A 16,617-nucleotide genomic window follows, 5' to 3' on the forward strand; every position below is an offset into this window, starting at 1 on the left:
AGCTGTGCCAAGTGCCATGCACCGCATGTCTCCCGTCTGCCGCGGCTCGCAGTCACCAACTGCCTTGATGCACGGCATTTCGGACAAGCGCAGTCGGCAGTCATATCCACTGGGGCAACATCAGCAACGCCGGGTAACATCATCCAGAGCACCTTGACCTCCTCGGCTCTGGGGGCTGGCCGTTTCCCTGGTGGTGGATCGCGGTACTCCGGTACCCCTGGTTCCGCCCAGAGCCCTGGAGGCTGGTGGTTCCAGACCAATCGGGCCACCGGAACAACCCAGGGCACCCAGCCTACGGTCGCTTCCTATGGTTCCAGCTGCCACAACACCGGGACCGCCGGCGGCGCGACCTACAACCCGGTTAACCAGATGTGGAACAACAAAACCAGGTGGTAATCTAATTAATTACGCTGAGTCAAATGTGAAGGGGCATCATGCGCGGTCTGGTGCATGATGCCCCTTTTTGCCTAGTTGGAAGGTTTGGCCGTGGAGCGAACTACTGTTTCAACTGCGGTGGACTTCTGATATAGTAGCCACATGGCTATTAACAGGTTACCGCAGTATTTCATTGCTACAATTGTTCTTTTAACGGCTGTTTCGTTTGCAGAGGTACAGTCGTCAAATGCCTCTGATCCATTGATCCTTAATGATTACGCCCTCCAGTTAGTAAAGCGGGGTGAACCTGAAAAGGCCCTGGAACACCTGCAAAAGGCATCTAGCCTCTTTCCCTACGATGTTACCCTGAGAAGGAACCTTGCCGAAGTTTATACTATTTTGGGGCAACGTTTAATGTCTGGCGGCAAATACCAGGAAGCTGCCAGGGTATTCGATAATGCCGCCGAACTTTTCCCTGATACCCAGCGATATCTGGTACTTTCGGCCATTGCGCTCTATTCGGCGAAACAGTATGACGCAGCCATCATTGAGCTTGACAGCGCCAGACAGATGGCTGGAGGGGACACGCCAGACATCTTATCGATCCTGGGGCGGGCCCATTATGACAATGGTAATTTACAGTCTGCCATTGAGGCTTGGGAAAAAGGGTTAGATATTGAACCTGCTAACAAGGAAATGACCAATCTTCTTGCCAAGGCACGGCGCGAGCTTTCTGTCGAAGGGAAGATGGATAAAGGGTTTAGTTCCAGGTTTGTTGTATCATTTGACGCAGGAGACAGTTCCAAACTTGCCGACGGTATTCTGGATGTTCTTGAATCGGCCTACAATCGAGTCGGCTCCGACTTCAATCATTTTCCGAACTCAAGGATACCGGTGCTGATTTATACCAAGACAGATTATCGTAATCTGACTAATAGCCCTGATTGGTCCGGTGGGCTTTACGACGGGAAAATCCGTTTGCCGATCGGCGGTGCCACGGAAGTTAATGAAATCCTCCGGTCACTCCTATTGCACGAATACACGCATGTTATTGTTCAGGATCTGACATCCGGAAATTGTCCGATGTGGCTGAATGAGGGACTTGCAGAGCTTGAGGGGAGGCGTGATTTTAACCATCCCTTGAGGGAGCTGGAAGCAGCAGTTAAGCAAAAATCTCTGCTGCCATTGGCTAAAATGGAAAATACTTTTGCGTCGCTCAACCCTAAGGAGGCAGCACTGGCTTATCAGCAGAGTTTCTCTTTTGTGAAGTATCTCACCTCTACTTTTGGCTGGCACAAGGTTAAAGATATCCTTATAAATCTTGGGGCAGGCAAGGGCATTGCCGATTCGGTTTCTTTGGCTCTTTCCGATTTAACCCTCGATTATCAGGCAGTTTATCAGGAGTGGCTTGCTTCTTTGGAAAAGCAGTACGCTAGATAGTTTTTTGGGAATGCTTAAAATATTGGCTTGACATGTAAAACAGGTCAGGGTATAAAAAGACAAAATTGGTCTTTAAGGTGCTTTTATGATGGAGCTTACCCGAAAGGGTGAATATGCAATTCGCGGGATCATCCACTTGGCCAAGTTGAAGCCAGGCTCTGTTGCTCTGATCAGCGAGATTGCAGAGTCTACAGGAGTTCCTCAGACGTTTCTCGCTAAAATCCTGCAAAGTTTTGCAAAAATTGGTTTAGTTAACTCTTTCAGGGGTACAGGTGGCGGTTTTGTTCTTGGCCGGTCACCGTCACAGATTACCTTGCTTGAAGTAGTTGAGGCTGTCGAAGGGCCTATTATGCCTAACAGATGCATGATGGATGCTACGGGATGCGAATTCAACAGCACCTGTCTTGTTCATCCTGTATGGCGGGAAGTACAAAGCAAGGTTGTGGAAATTCTGGGCAGTGTTACAATTGAAGAGTTGGCCAAGAATTAAAAAGCATTTTTTTTGTCGGGTTAAAGGACTAAAAAGGCCTTTTAATGAGTATTAGGGCTTTTTACTTTGTTTTGAAAATATAGTCGGGGGTGACGGATGAAAACGTAATTGGCGGGTACTTCACGGAAGAGTTCAATAATCAATTTTGACTTGAAAGGAGTATTACCTCATGAGTGTCGTCACTCTCAGTCAGCTGCAGTTTGCAGCAACCGGCATGTTCCATTGGATATTCGTTCCTCTAACGCTGGGGTTGTCCATAATGACGGCCTGGATGGAGACAAAGTACGTAACAACCGGCGACGAGACCTGGTTACGCATGACCAAATTCTGGGGCAAGCTGTTTCTGATTAATTTTGCACTGGGGGTTGTCACCGGTATTACTATGGAATTTCAGTTCGGGATGAACTGGTCCGAGTATTCTCGTTATGTCGGCGATATTTTCGGCGCTCCTCTGGCCATAGAAGCCACGCTTGCCTTTTTCCTTGAATCGGTTTTTATCGGCGTCTGGATATTCGGTTGGAACAAGATCTCTAAAAAGGCGCATTTGGTTACTATTTGGCTGGCCTCGGTCGCTACCAACGTATCAGCACTAATAATCCTCTTAGCCAATGCCTGGATGCAGAAGCCTGTTGGCTATGTGATTCGCAACAATAGAGCGGAAATGAATGATTTCTTGGCTGTGCTGACCAACGACTATGGCTGGATCAAATTCATTCATACACTGCTTTCCGGATACGCGTTGGCAGCTTTTGTCATAATGGGCGTCTCTGCCTGGCACCTGCTCAGAAAAAATGAAAATGACTTCTTTGTCCGGTCATTCAGGATGGCTGCGGTCTGGGCCTTTGTCGCAACCCTTGGAGTAGCCGTGACCGGTGATATGCATGCTGTTGAAATAGCCGAGCACCAGCCTACCAAGTTTGCAGCTATGGAGTCGCAATGGGAAACAAGGCGCGGTGTCGGCATGAGTCTGTTGCTGATTCCTGATGTGGCACGTGAGTGTAACAACGTCGATATGTTCTGTATCCCCAACATGCTAAGTATTCTGGCATTTCATGACGCAACAGGCGAAATCAAGGGCCTTAAAGAGTTTCCTAAAGAGCTTCGCCCACCGGTCCTGCCGACCTTCCTCAGTTTCCGGGCGATGACCGGTCTGGGGATGTTTATGCTGTTAACCAGTCTTGCGGGGATCGTTCTGTCGCGTCGTCAGAAATTCGTCGAGTATCGTGCCTTCCTGACCTTGATGGTATGTGCTATTCCCGCCCCTTATCTGGCTGAACAGTTAGGCTGGGTTGTAGCTGAATTGGGTCGGCAACCATGGATCGTTTACGGAGTCCTGAAAACTGCTGATGCTGTTTCCAAATCGATCACCACAACTCAGGTAATTCTGTCATTGATAGGTTTTACAGTTCTCTATGGGATGTTAGGCGCTATCGATATCTTCTTGTTGGTTAAATACGCCAAAAAGGGACCGGATAAAGATGTTTCCAGTATCATAAATGTTCAGGGGAGGGCATAACTCATGGATATATCCGTTTTCCAAATCATCTGGTTCGTGTTGTGGGGAGTTTTGTGGGCGGTTTATTTTATGCTTGACGGTTTTGTGTTGGGCACTGGTTTCCTGGCCGGTATTCTGGCAAAGAATGATACCGAAAAACGAGTTTTGATTAATTCCGTCGGACCTGTCTGGGACGGTAACGAAGTCTGGTTGATTACTGCCGGTGGCGCCACTTTTGCGGCCTTCCCGACAACCTATGCCCTTATGTTTAGTAATCTTTATTCAGCTCTGATCCTGCTACTGTTCGCCTTGATCGTGCGCGGGGTCTCTTTTGAATTCAGAGGCAAGTTGGAGGGTAGTACCTGGAAAAAATCCTGGGACGTTGCCATTATAATTTCGAGCTTTTTACCGGCACTGTTGTTTGGTGTTGCCTTTGGCAATATCTTTAAAGGTATTCCGATGAAAAATGACTTTGCTGCCGTCAATTTCAGCTATGATGGTACGCTGATCGGTTTGCTTAATCCCTATGGCCTAGTCACCGGTATTTTGTTTGTGCTCTTGTTCGCGGTTCACGGCGCGCTCTATGTGGCTATCAAGACCAGCGACGAATTGAGTCAACGGGCCGGAGTTCTGGCAAACAAACTGTGGTTCCCACTGCTGGTTGTTGCTGTAGCGTTCCTGGGCTATTCTTACCCGGCCACGAAGTTATACGCCAACTTCCTTAATGCGCCGATCCTTGTCATTATTCCTCTGATCGCAGTTGCTTCGTTACTTCTGGTTAAGCTCTTTGCCCTTAAGGGAGCGATGCATAAAGCATTTCTCTTTTCATGCCTGACTATAGTTTTTGTGGTTTTCACTGGAGTGACCGGGCTGTTCCCCAACTTGATACCGTCTAGTCTTGATCCAGCTTCAAACCTGACGATCTTCAACTCCTCGTCAAGCCTGCTGACACTACAAATCATGACTGTTGTAGCGCTGATTATGGTGCCGACGGTAATCTGCTACAAAATCTGGGTGTACCGGATCTTCCGGGCTCCGGTCAGGGCAGAGGATGTGTTGACGGATCCACATGCATATTGATTGTAACTGCTGAGTAATAAAAGGGGGCCGCGAAATCTTCTCGGCCCCCTTTTTAAATTCATGTTGCTTCATGTCTGTGAGAACAGCCATGTTACGGAAGATCATGGTCTCCCGTTGTATTTGATGCGTTACGGTTCGCCTTATCTCTCTCCGTCATCGCCTCCCTTCGCAAACTGCAGGTAGAGACATCCGGCTAGGAAATGATGTCCAGCAGACTTTTGGTCATCTCCTTGTCGGCTTTTAACACCTGCAGGTTAGCCTTGAAACCGTTGACTGTCGAAAGCATCTCAACCGCTTCGCGGGAGATATTGACCTGTTCATCGGTTGTTGCTACTGTCGCGTCTACACCTCCATCTTGCCTTGCCGCCAAGTTTACCTGTGAAGATCTGAACCCTTCGGTGGCTGAATTGGCAATGTTGTTTGCCGAAACTTCGAGCTTGGTGGTAAGGGCATTAAGGCTGCTTTGGGCTATGCTGCTGACGTCATTCATGGGAACCTTTCTCCCTCCTATGCATAGACCGACATCTTAAAACGCGGATCCGGCTGTTGTCTGACCATGAGGGTTTCGAGCATGTTTGCCAGCTGCTTTTCGGATTCAGCAGCCTGCTTAATCATCATCAGGCTCAATCCCTCGCGGTAGTTTCTTTGAGACATCTGCACTGCCATTCCCGCCATATCCGATATTTCCATGTCTGACCTCCCAAGTATAATAAATATCGGCATAATTGCCCAAAAATTAAGAAAAATGTTGTGGCAAGGCTTTTGATGCGGGTTATTGGTTGAAATTCGTTGTCCAGGGGGATACATTATGCGCGATCGGCTATTGAGATTTTAAAACAGGAGATAGGCAGCATATGGCAATTACCGGCATAAAAGGGTTCAACGACATCCTTCCTGGGGAGGTCGAGAAATGGCAGTATATAGAGGCAACCGCACGTAGAGTGTTTGAGCTTTATGGCTTTAGTGAAATTCGCATTCCAATCATGGAAAAAACCGAGCTGTTTGCCCGATCAATCGGTGATGCCACTGATATCGTCGAGAAGGAGATGTATTCATTTGTCGACAAGGGGGACAACCGGGTAACGCTCAGGCCGGAAGGTACTGCCAGTGTGATGCGGGCCTTCATCGAGCATAAACTCTATGCGCAGGATTCCGTATCTAAGCTGTACTATATGGGACCGATGTTTCGCTATGAGCGCCCGCAGAAGGGGCGTTACCGACAGTTTCATCAGATAGGTGCTGAGGTGACCGGTGTTGTCGATCCTATGATTGACGCACAGGTGCTTAACATGCTCTGTCACTTTTTCGCTGAACTCGGCTTAACTGAGCCGCGCCTGGAGATTAACTCGCTTGGCTGTCCGGAATGTCGTCCTGCATACCGGCAGGCTCTCAAAGATTTCCTCCGTTCCCGGCTGGAACTTTTGTGTGATGATTGCAAACGCAGGTTTGAAACCAATCCTTTGCGGGCACTCGATTGCAAGGCTGCCGGATGCAAAGAGGCTACAGCGGGAGCTCCATCCGTTTTGGACAATCTCTGCGCTGGCTGCGAAGATCATTTCTCCAAGACAAAACAGTACCTTGACAGCGCTGGAACCCCATATTCAGTAAATTCTCGGATGGTTAGAGGGCTGGATTACTATACCAGAACTACTTTTGAACTGGTGACCGGTTTGCTTGGCTCGCAGAGTGCGGTTGCTGCCGGTGGCAGGTACGATGGCCTGATATCTGAACTGGGGGGGCCGGCAATCCCTGGGATCGGTTTTGCCATGGGGGTTGAGCGAGTGGCCTTGCTGCTATCTGACAAGAATTTTACCCGCCGACCGGATCTCTTTATTGCCGCACTGGGCACTGAAGCCCGTGGGTTTGCATTCAAATTGATGGGGGAATTGCAGGCTAAAGGGGTGAGTGTGGAAATTGATTATGACGGGAAAAGCCTGAAAAGTCAGTTGCGCCGGTCGGATAAATTCAATAGTCGCTTTACCCTGGTTATTGGTGAAGACGAGATTGCCAAGGGCACTGCTCAGTTCAAGGATATGGATAAAGGCACGCAAGCCGATATTCGCTTGGAAACCCAAGATATTTTTGCCGCTTTACGACCATAGCGATCAGCGTCGAGTGCGCTGCTCTGAGATTAAGAGTTACTGCAGATAGTTTGGATTGATGCTTCGATACCATCCATAAGGAGTTTCAATTCATCCAAAGAGATCACCAACGGAGGGAATATCACGATAACATTGCCCAGAGGCCGGAGAAACAGACCGTGCTTTTGCGCTTCCTGACAAACCTGGACACCGATGCGTTCTTCCCATATGTATGGCTCGCGGGTTGTTTTGTTTTTTACCAACTCAATCCCTGCAATCAGGCCACATTGGCGAACATCACCAACATGATCATGCGTGATGATATGTCCGAGTCTTTCGGCTAAATAGTCAATCTTAGGGGGCAGTGCAGCTAGAATCTGCTTCTTGTTGAACAGCTCGAGGCTGGCAAGGGCGGCAGTACAGCACACCGGATTCCCGGTAAACGTATGGCCATGGAAAAAGGTTTTCAGTTCGCGATATTCCCCCAGAAATGCGTCGTATACCTGTTGGGTGGTCATTGTGGCCGCCAGGGGCAGGTAACCTCCGGTAATCCCCTTTGACAGCGCCATGATATCAGGTGTTATCCCTTCCTGTTGGCAGGCAAACATTTTTCCGCTTCTGCCGAATCCCACTGCGACTTCATCCGCAATCATCAGGATGTCGTATTTGTCGCATAACTCTCTGACCCGTTGCAAAAAGCCAGGAGGCTGCACAATCATTCCGCCAGCCCCCTGAACCAAAGGCTCTATGACAAGCCCGGCCAGTTCATCGGCGTTGGTTGCTATCAGGCGTTCCAGTTCGGTAAGGCATTCCTTTTGGCAATGATTATGGTTTTTCTCTGGGCATAATTCGCAACGGTAGCAGTAAGGGGAGGGTGCATGGATCGCCTTGAAAAGAAGCGGGTTAAAGACGGCATGGAAGAGGTCAATTCCCCCCACGCTGACTGCACCGATAGTGTCGCCATGGTAGGCATTGCGGAATGAGATAAACCTTGTTTTGCCAGGTTTACCTAGATGCTGCCAGTACTGAAACGCCATCTTCAGCCCAATCTCTACAGCGGTTGAGCCATTGTCTGAATAAAATACCTTGGTAATGCCTTCAGGTGCGATATCTACGAGTTGTTTTGCCAGGATGGCGGCTTTGTCATTGGTAAGGCCGAGCAGGGTGGAGTGTTCGATCCGGTCTAGTTGCTCCTTGATTGCCTGGTTGATCTCCGGTACGGCATGGCCGTGGACGTTAGTCCAGATAGACCCAACGCCATCAAGGTAGCGGTTCCCGTCACTGTCGATGAGCCAGCAACCCTCTCCGCGGACGATGACCAGCGGATCAGACCCTTCCCATTCGCTCATTTGGGTAAAAGGGTGCCAGATATGCTTTCTGTCGTATTCGCGCAGTTGTTCGGTGTTATTGCTAGCTGTCAATGCCAAGCTCCTCTTTCAGGAAACGGGTCAGGGGGTGAGCGGCAATGGCCTCAGCCAATTGCTCCACAACCAGATGAAGATCGGTCGCTTCAATTTTTGGGAATACCCCAAGTATCGGGGCGCTGGCAAGTGAGCCGAGCATATGGGGAGCGTATGATTCTGCATCGTCTGGATCGGCGGGGAAATTGTTGATAATAATTCCGGCAACGTTAATTCCCATCTGTTTTGCGGCAAACGTGGTCAGCAGGGTATGGTTGATAGTGCCGAGATTGGGTCGGGTAACCACCAGGGCCGGGAGGTTGAGATGGGTGATAAGGTCTGCCACCAGAAGTCCTCCGGCAAGCGGGACCATCAAGCCTCCAGCCCCTTCAACTATGACAAAGTCGTGTTGTTGCTCCAGCCTGTTGAAGGCATCGATGATGGTGGTGAAATCGATTCTGGTGCCATCGCGTAAGGCTGCTTCTGAGGGTGCCAGCGGCTCTCGCAGGAGATAAGGGGCAATGTCAGAGGTTACCTCGGATATGCCGGCACCCCAGGCAAGCAACTCAGCGTCGTCGGAAATCAGCTTATCGGCTGAGACCCGGCACCCGCTGGTTACCGGCTTCATAACGCCGACATTGATGCCGCTTGTTTTTAACAGCCTGGCAAGCGCTGCTGCTGCAATGGTTTTGCCGACTCCGGTGTCGGTTCCAGTGATGAAGATCCCTTTAGCTTTAGCCATTGCAGCTATCTACCTCCAACTCCAGATCTTTCAGCATCTGCCAGTCCTGTTCTGGTTGACGGCCGGCAGTCGTGAGGTAGTTGCCGATCATGGTTCCGCTTGCTCCAGCCAGGAAAATCCAGGACTGGAGATCACGCAGGTTATGTTCGCGCCCGCCACATACCGGTATCTGCCGATCAGGAAGTATCAGCCGAAATAAGGCAATCGCCTGCAGGCATTCCATTGGCGTGATGTGAGACGTCCCTTCCAGCTTGGTGCCGGGTATCGGATTCAAGAAGTTGAGCGGCACAGAATCCACCTTGAGTTCACGAAGGGTAAAGGCCATCTCGATTCTCTGGGTAACGTTTTCGCCAAGCCCCAGAATTCCGCCGCAACAGACGCGCAGTCCTGCGTCCTTTGCGACCTTGACTGTTGCAATATCTTCGTCGTATTGATGGGTAGAGCATACCTGAGGGAAAAAGCTGCGCGCTGTTTCCAGGTTGTGATGGTAGGTGCCTGCTCCCGCTTCCTTGAGAGCCTGGGCTGTTTCGAGGTCTATTATCCCGAGCGAGCAGGCTGGAGTTATGCCTGTTTCAGAGCGGATACGTTTGATGGCCCGAATTATCTGATCCAGTTCTTTCCCTTTGGATATTCCGGTGCCGCTGGTGACGATGCCGAAGCAGCCAGAACCTTCTGCTGCAGCGCACTTTGCTGCAGTAACAATTGCTTCTTCGTCAACAAGGGGAAAAACTGGCGTATCTGTTTTGTGATGAGCTGATTGGGCGCAGAAAGAGCAGTTTTCCGGGCACCGGCCAGATTTCGCATTGATGATGGAGCAGAGATGGATCTTAGTGCCAAGAAAGTGGTCTCTAACCCGAGAGGCAGCGATGAATAACTCGTAGAGCTCCACACCGCTTAGCGTTGCCAGAAGGGCTGCTTCTTGTTCGTTGATGTCGTGGCCGGAGATAATTCTTGAGCTTAGTTCATGATAATTAGTATTCATGCTGAGCTAACTATCACGTTCAGGAAATGCTTGTCAACCTGATTTGTAGCTTTGGTTGACAAGGTAAATTCTTATGCTTTCTAGCGATAATCATAAGAATTACTCTGAAAAAATGCTTGCAATTTTGATATTTGGGTGCTAAATAATACGCACAATTTACGTTCACTACTAAAAAGTGAGCTTCTACAGCTCGCTTTTTTTTTGGTTTTTTTTATATGTCCCAGAATTCAGTAACAGAAAAAGTAACCAAGATTGCTGAGAGCATCGCTGGCTCACTCGGTTTAGAGCTGGTAGATGTAGAGTATCAGCGCGTGGGCAGATCTATGGTGCTGCGGCTTTTTATCGACAAAAGTGGCGGGGTTACCCTTGATGACTGCTCTGATTTCAGTCACGAGTTTTCCCAATTGCTTGACGTTGAAGATGTTATCAGTGAACACTATACTCTTGAGGTTTCTTCACCTGGCCTTGACCGGCCTTTGAAGCGCGAAGAGGACTATGTCAGGTATGCTGGTCGCCTGGTGAAGATCCGGACATTTGAATTGCTTCCGGATGCTGATGGTAATAAGCGCAAGACCTTTCTCGGCAACTTGATTGGTCTGGAAGACGGTACTGTCAAAATCCAGCTTAAAGAGGGGCAATTGGCCGAAATCCCTTTAAATAAAATTGCTAAAGCGAATCTCGAATTCGAAATGTAACTCTATAAATTTATCCGGCGCATCTTTGACTATTGCCAAGGAGAAACATCAGTGGAAACAAATTTTAATCTCAAACACACCATCGACCAGATCGTCAAGGAAAAGGCGATTGACCGGCAGGTGATCCTCGAGGCGCTGGAACAGGCTGTTCTTACTGCCGCCAACAAGAAGTATCGCAACACCCGAGACCTTGAGGCTCATTACAACGCCGATCTTGGCGAGGTGGAGCTGTTCGAGTTCGTTACGGTCGTTGAGGAAGTTCAGGATTCCTATAAGGAGATTACCCTGGACGAAGCCCGTGAAGAGGATCCAGAGGTTGAAGTCGGTGACTCTATCGGGATGAAGCTTCCCTCCAGTGAGTTTTCACGTATTGCCGCGCAGACCGCCAAGCAGGTGATTATTCAGAAAGTACGTGAAGCAGAGCGCGAGACGATCTTCAATGAATTCAAGGATCGGGTCGGTGAGGTCATTAACGGGCTGGTCAGGCGTTACGAAAAGGGTGACCTGATAATCGATCTGGGTCGTGCCGAGGCGGTGCTTTCCAATAAGGAACTGGCTCCTCGCGAGGTTTATCGCCAGGGAGACAGGGTGAAGGCGCTGATTACCGATATCCGGATGACGACAAAAGGGCCACAGATTATTCTTTCGCGAACTCATCCCGGCATGCTGGTAAAACTGTTCGAGGCCGAGGTGCCTGAGATAGCCGAAGGAATCGTAGAGATCATGGGAGTTGTCAGGGAGCCCGGCAGTCGGGCAAAGATCGCCGTTTATTCCCATGATTCCGATGTCGATCCTGTCGGCGCCTGCGTCGGGATGAGAGGAAGCAGGGTCCAGAACGTGGTGTCCGAACTCAGAGGCGAAAAGATCGACATTATCCCCTGGTCAGAAGATATCGCTCGATTTGCCTGTAATGCCTTATCGCCGGCACAGGTTACCAAGGTATTCATTGATGAAGAGAATCGCGCCATGGAGATTGTTGTAGCCGATGATCAGCTCTCGCTCGCTATTGGCAAGAGGGGACAGAACGTCAGGTTGGCTGCCAAACTAACCGGCTGGCGGATCGATATGAAGAGTGAAACCCGGCAAGCAGAAGGGGAGCTCCTCGAATTTGCTTCATATGATGGGACACTCAACGAGGTTGCTGCTGCTGAAGCTGATGCAGAAGCTACTGAAACTGTTGCCGCCCCAGAGGCTGAGGTTTAAGGACCTTAATGGTAAAAAATAGCCCTGAGCGCAGTTGTCTGGGGTGCCGATCGACAAAAGCCAAACAGGACCTTCTGCGTTTTGTTCTGGCACCTGATGGTACCCTGATACCGGATATTCTTGCTAAATTGCCGGGCAGGGGCGCATATACCTGCTTAAAGAAGGGCTGCCTGGAAGAAGCGTTGAAAAGGAACCAGTTCTCGCGGGTTTTTAAGACGCCGGTGACTGTTGCTGATAAACGAGAATTTGTTGAGAGTGTTTTAGTGAGGCTCGAAGATAGAATCGCCTCATATGTTGCACTAGCTAATAAGGCCGGTAAGGTCATTTCCGGTAGTGATATGGTGGCCGAGGCCATTAAGAAAAATAATGCAGGGATTGTGGTTATAGCCAAAGATGTATCATCCGAAATCGGCCAGAAAACAGAATATCTTGCTACTAGAGCAGCGATACCCTGTTACCGTGCTTTGACACGTGATAGAATCGGCGCACTGCTTGGCAAAGGGCTGCGCAGTTCAGTGGCTATTCAAAATGGCGATTTTGTACCAGTAGTCTTAAAAGAGATTGAACGCTTCAGGAACTTCTCTGAGGAAGGGGCGCATGAATGAGCAAAGTCCGCGTATATGAATTGGCCCAGAAAATGGGCATCGACAATAAGGAGCTTATGATAAAGCTTAAGGATGCCGGTGTCGAGGTTAAGAACCATATGGCTATGATTGATGAGGCGGATGCAAAGAGGTTAGAAGCCCCTGCGCCCAAGGGTTCATCTCCTGACCGTGAAGTGCCCAAGGAAGAGGTGCGGGTAACTAGTACGGTTATTAGAAGACGTGCCAAGGTTGTTGATACGGTTGAAGAGCCTGTGGCGCCTCAGCCTGAGCCGGTTCCCGAACCGGTAAAGGTGGAAGCTGTCAAGCCTGCTCCGGTAGTAGAGGCAGCACCGGTTGAACCGCAAGAAACTGTTGTTGCTCCGGTAAAGACTGAAGAGGTTGTTGAGGTTGCCAAGCCTCTTCCCGAACCGCCAAAGGTGGAACCTCCCCAACCAAAGGAGCAACCCCCGGTCCAGAGAGCTACCGCAAATCGTGCTGTCATTCTCGGGCGAGTTGAGATTCCAGGGGTACGTACCAAGGAAGCACCGACCGAGCGTCGCGAGCCACCGCGCCCATCGTCAAGACCCCAAGACAGACCGACACAACAGCGTCCTTCAGATCGTCCGGCGCCACAGCGTGAAAAGAGTGCTTCTGATGTGGTCCAAGCCCCGCCTGTAGTAGCCGATGATCGCAAGGGTAAGAAGCGTATCGAGGTGGATATGGCGGCGGCTCCAACTGGAGACCGCGGTAAGCCAGGTGCCCCCAAAAAGGGCGTGGATCGTAAAAAAGAGGTGCTGCGCAAGGCAGATCTTGCCGAGAAACGTGAGCGGGTCTTTGAGCCCGGTAAATCTGGCAAAAAGAAGAAGAACAAGGAGCAGCGCGCACCCGAAGGGCGCAAGACAGAAATTACCACGCCTAAGGCTATCAAGCGAATCATAAGGATTTCAGAATCGATCACTGTCGGCGAACTCGCTAAAAGAATGGGCGTAAAAGCCACGGATCTCATCCGTGTTCTTATGAAACAAGGGATGATGGTAACTATCAATCACCCTCTAGACGTGGATACAGCGGCCATTCTTGCCGCGGATTTCGGTTATGAGATCGAAAATGTTGCTATTGACCTTGAGGAGATTGTAGAGGCTGCTCCTGATGCTCCTGAGTCTCTGGAGGAGCGGCCACCGGTGGTAACAATCATGGGTCATGTTGACCATGGTAAGACATCACTCCTTGACGCAATTCGTGAAGCAAACGTCATAGCCGGCGAAGCAGGCGGGATAACCCAGCATATCGGTGCGTACGACGTCGAACGGAACGGCAGGAAGATCACATTCCTGGATACTCCCGGTCACGAAGCGTTTACAGCCATGCGCGCCAGAGGTGCAAAAGTCACTGACATCGTCATTCTCGTTGTCGCCGCCGATGATGGCGTCATGCCTCAGACTCGCGAGGCAATCAACCACTCAAAGGCCGCCGGTGTCCCTATCATTGTTGCCATCAACAAGATCGACAAGCCAGATTCAAAACCTGACCGGGTCAAGCAGGAGCTTACTGAGTTCGGCCTCCAGTCATCTGATTGGGGTGGCGATACCACCATGGTTGAGGTTTCTGCCAAGAAGAGGTTAAATCTCGAAGAATTGCTTGAAATGATTCTTCTGCAGGCAGATGTCATGGAGTTGAAGGCCAATCCGAATAAACAGGCCAAGGGTACCATTGTTGAGGCCAAGCTGGACAAAGGGCGTGGCCCGGTAGCTACGGTGCTTGTGCAGGAAGGAACGCTCAAGCTGGGCGACTACTGCGTAGTCGGTGTCCATTCCGGTCGCGTCAGGGCAATGCAGAATGACCGTGGCGAAAAGGTCCTCGAAGCCGGACCTGCCATGCCGGTTGAAGTTATCGGCCTCTCCGGCGTTCCTGATGCCGGTGACGTATTTGTGGCAATGAAGGATGAAAAGCAGGCTAAAGAGATTGCTACCTTGCGCCAGATCAAACAGCGCGAGATGGAACTTGCCAAGCACAGCAAGCTTTCTCTTGATGACCTCTATAAAAAGATCCAGAGCGGCGAAGTTAAAGACCTTAACGTTATTGTCAAAGGCGATGTCCAGGGCTCGGTGGAAGCTGTTGGCGAGTCACTCCGTAAGCTGTCTACTGACGCGGTGCGCCTCAATGTCATACATTCAGCAGTTGGTGCGGTTACCGAATCGGATGTAAACCTCGCTACTGCTTCCAATGCCATCATTATCGGTTTTAACGTGAGACCGGAAGTTAAGGCTCAGGGAATGGCAGAGAAGGAAGGGGTCGATATCCGTCTCTACAATGTCATCTACGATGCGGTAGAAGATGTGAAAAAGGCCATGGAAGGTCTTCTTGAGCCTACCTTCAAAGAGAAGTATCTTGGCCGTGCCGAGGTTCGTGAAGTATTCTCTGTTCCCAAGATTGGCAATGTTGCTGGTAGTTACATTCAGGATGGTAAGGTTGTTCGGAACGCTCAGGTCCGCTTGCTTCGTGACAATGTGGTCATTTACACCGGGAAGATGTCAAGCCTGCGTCGCTTCAAGGACGACGTCAAGGAAGTTGCCACCGGTTATGAGTGCGGTATTGGTCTTGAAAACTACAATGACATCAAGCTGGGCGATATCATAGAAGCATTTGAGATGGAAAAAGTCGCGGCAACTTTGTAAGAACGCGGCTTATGCAATCGGGGATGATGTGGCTATTCAATCGGCGCATCAATCCCCGGGATAGACTGAGACGGTAAATGTATAAAAGATCTGAAAAAGTTGGCGAAGCTGTTCACGAAATTGTAACCGAACTCATAATTAAGGGGTTAAAGGATCCTCGCATCGGTTTCGTTACCGTAACCGGAGTTAAGGTTACTGACGACATGCATTATGCGACGGTTTATTTTACCGTTATTGGAGATGAGGCCGCTCGCAAGGGCACTGAGGCCGGCTTGAACAGTGCTCGTGGCTTCATACGTCGCGAAATGGGGAAAAAACTGCATATGCGCTACGTCCCCGAGATTTTGTTTAAATACGATACCTCCCTGGATACCGGAAATCATATTGACGCATTGTTACGAGAGATAAAGGCGAATGAGCAACACGATACAGAAGATCAATGAAATCATAGCAAAATCTTCATCTTTTCTCATTACCACTCATGAGAGCCCTGACGGCGATGCCGTCGGGTCCAGCCTTGCTTTGGCGTCTTATCTTCGATCTATCGGTAAAGATGTTACCATCCACTTTTGTGATCCGGTTCCTGAGTTGTACACCTTTCTACCGCTGGCAGACACAGTACTGCAGACCATTCCTGATAAAACCTATGATATCTGTTTTGTTCTGGATGTCGGAGAGTTCCGGCGAGCAGGCAAGGCTGTTGCCTCCTGCCAGAGCATCACGGCGTTTATCAATATCGACCATCATCTTTCCTGTGATGAATTCGGTATTATCAACCTGATTGATTCCACTGCCTCTGCAACCGGGGCTCTCATCCATCGCATCATAAAATCGGCAAATCACCCTATCTCTTTTGATATTGCCCAATGCATCTATACCGCAGTCATTACCGATACTGGGTCTTTCCGGTATTCTAACTCCAACCCGGAAGCCTTTGCCATTGCCGGTGAAATGATTGCATGCGGCGTCAATGCCTGGGATATTGCTGAAAAGTTGTATGAAAGCCAACCGCGGCAGCGTCTTGAACTGCTGGCGCAGGTGCTGCCTACCTTGACCTTTACTCCGAAGGGTGATGTCGCCTCAGTGACCGTGACTCTCGATATGTATGAAAAGACAGGGACCGGACCTGAGCTAACAGATGGTTTCATAAACTATCCCCGTTCCATCAGAGGCGTGGAAGTTGCGCTCCTTTTCCGCGAATTGAAGCCCGGTTCCTGGAAGATCGGCTTCCGATCCAAAGGGAAGGTGGATGTTGCCAGCCTTTCCGCCGCTTTTGGTGGCGGTGGCCATCATAATGCTGCCGGATGCAATATGGACGGCACCTTCGACGAAGTAAGAGCCCGCCTTTTCTCTCACCTGGAAAAAGTTCTGTGAC

The 16,617-nt window shown here is 49.9% G+C and carries 17 protein-coding genes; 12 read left to right on the forward strand and 5 right to left on the reverse strand.

The window, feature by feature from the left end:
- The 5 genes from KI809_RS15730 to cydB all read left to right on the forward strand — a co-directional run.
- A partial coding sequence (locus KI809_RS15730) for a hypothetical protein (protein WP_214172545.1) occupies positions 1-396 on the forward strand: 396 nt, incomplete at its 5' end.
- A gap of 141 nt (positions 397-537) precedes the next feature.
- Complete coding sequence (locus KI809_RS15735) at positions 538-1,815, forward strand: peptidase MA family metallohydrolase (protein ID WP_214172546.1); 1,278 nt, start codon at positions 538-540, stop codon at positions 1,813-1,815.
- A gap of 85 nt (positions 1,816-1,900) precedes the next feature.
- Positions 1,901-2,305 carry an RrF2 family transcriptional regulator gene (locus tag KI809_RS15740; protein ID WP_214172547.1) on the forward strand — a complete coding sequence of 135 codons (405 nt, stop codon included), beginning with the start codon at positions 1,901-1,903 and terminating at the stop codon, positions 2,303-2,305.
- Positions 2,306-2,474: 169 nt separating this feature from the next.
- On the forward strand, positions 2,475-3,821 hold the full coding sequence (locus tag KI809_RS15745; RefSeq protein WP_214172548.1) for a cytochrome ubiquinol oxidase subunit I: 1,347 nt from the start codon (positions 2,475-2,477) through the stop codon (positions 3,819-3,821).
- A 3-nt stretch (positions 3,822-3,824) separates the two neighbouring features.
- On the forward strand, positions 3,825-4,880 hold the full coding sequence (gene cydB / locus KI809_RS15750; RefSeq protein WP_214172549.1) for a cytochrome d ubiquinol oxidase subunit II: 1,056 nt from the start codon (positions 3,825-3,827) through the stop codon (positions 4,878-4,880).
- Positions 4,881-5,073: 193 nt separating this feature from the next.
- Here cydB and KI809_RS15755 read toward each other — a convergent pair whose 3' ends face one another.
- Together KI809_RS15755 and KI809_RS15760 are read right to left on the reverse strand one after the other, a co-directional pair.
- Positions 5,074-5,370 (reverse strand): flagellar basal body protein, encoded by a 297-nt coding sequence (locus KI809_RS15755; protein ID WP_214172550.1) that lies wholly within the window; start codon positions 5,368-5,370, stop codon positions 5,074-5,076.
- A gap of 17 nt (positions 5,371-5,387) precedes the next feature.
- Entirely contained in the window at positions 5,388-5,570 is a 183-nt protein-coding gene (locus KI809_RS15760) for a hypothetical protein (protein WP_214172551.1), read from the reverse strand.
- 164 nt (positions 5,571-5,734) lie between these two features.
- On the opposite strand from KI809_RS15760, the gene hisS reads away from it, so the two are divergent.
- On the forward strand, positions 5,735-6,982 hold the full coding sequence (gene hisS / locus KI809_RS15765; RefSeq protein ID WP_214172552.1) for a histidine--tRNA ligase: 1,248 nt from the start codon (positions 5,735-5,737) through the stop codon (positions 6,980-6,982).
- A gap of 29 nt (positions 6,983-7,011) precedes the next feature.
- Here the strand turns inward: hisS and bioA are convergent, their stop codons facing one another.
- Genes bioA through bioB form a run of 3 tightly spaced genes read right to left on the reverse strand, consistent with a single transcriptional unit; the run spans position 7,012 to position 10,085 of the window.
- Positions 7,012-8,382 (reverse strand): adenosylmethionine--8-amino-7-oxononanoate transaminase, encoded by a 1,371-nt coding sequence (gene bioA, locus KI809_RS15770; RefSeq protein ID WP_246559456.1) that lies wholly within the window; start codon positions 8,380-8,382, stop codon positions 7,012-7,014.
- Positions 8,372-9,103 (reverse strand): dethiobiotin synthase, encoded by a 732-nt coding sequence (gene bioD, locus KI809_RS15775; RefSeq protein WP_214172553.1) that lies wholly within the window; start codon positions 9,101-9,103, stop codon positions 8,372-8,374. The genes bioA and bioD overlap by 11 nt, the downstream gene beginning before the upstream one ends.
- Entirely contained in the window at positions 9,096-10,085 is a 990-nt protein-coding gene (gene bioB / locus KI809_RS15780; protein WP_214172554.1) for a biotin synthase BioB, read from the reverse strand. Before bioB ends, bioD begins: the two co-directional genes overlap by 8 nt.
- Positions 10,086-10,300: 215 nt before the next feature.
- Here bioB and rimP point away from each other — a divergent pair, with 215 nt between their 5' ends.
- From rimP to KI809_RS15810, 6 genes are all read left to right on the forward strand, one after another.
- Positions 10,301-10,780, forward strand: a complete 480-nt coding sequence (gene rimP, locus KI809_RS15785; RefSeq protein WP_214172555.1) for a ribosome maturation factor RimP — start codon at positions 10,301-10,303, stop codon at positions 10,778-10,780.
- Positions 10,781-10,831: 51 nt separating this feature from the next.
- Positions 10,832-11,983 (forward strand): transcription termination factor NusA, encoded by a 1,152-nt coding sequence (nusA, locus tag KI809_RS15790; protein ID WP_214172556.1) that lies wholly within the window; start codon positions 10,832-10,834, stop codon positions 11,981-11,983.
- An 8-nt stretch (positions 11,984-11,991) separates the two neighbouring features.
- Complete coding sequence (locus KI809_RS15795; protein WP_246559457.1) at positions 11,992-12,588, forward strand: DUF448 domain-containing protein; 597 nt, start codon at positions 11,992-11,994, stop codon at positions 12,586-12,588.
- Positions 12,585-15,242 (forward strand): translation initiation factor IF-2, encoded by a 2,658-nt coding sequence (gene infB / locus KI809_RS15800; protein ID WP_214172557.1) that lies wholly within the window; start codon positions 12,585-12,587, stop codon positions 15,240-15,242. Before KI809_RS15795 ends, infB begins: the two co-directional genes overlap by 4 nt.
- A 77-nt stretch (positions 15,243-15,319) precedes the next feature.
- Positions 15,320-15,685 carry a ribosome-binding factor A gene (locus KI809_RS15805; protein ID WP_214172558.1) on the forward strand — a complete coding sequence of 122 codons (366 nt, stop codon included), beginning with the start codon at positions 15,320-15,322 and terminating at the stop codon, positions 15,683-15,685.
- Positions 15,657-16,616 carry a DHH family phosphoesterase gene (locus tag KI809_RS15810; protein WP_214172559.1) on the forward strand — a complete coding sequence of 320 codons (960 nt, stop codon included), beginning with the start codon at positions 15,657-15,659 and terminating at the stop codon, positions 16,614-16,616. Before KI809_RS15805 ends, KI809_RS15810 begins: the two co-directional genes overlap by 29 nt.
- Position 16,617 lies beyond the last annotated feature (1 nt).

This window comes from Geoanaerobacter pelophilus (assembly GCF_018476885.1).
GTDB classification, from domain to species: Bacteria; Desulfobacterota; Desulfuromonadia; order Geobacterales; family DSM-12255; genus Geoanaerobacter; species Geoanaerobacter pelophilus.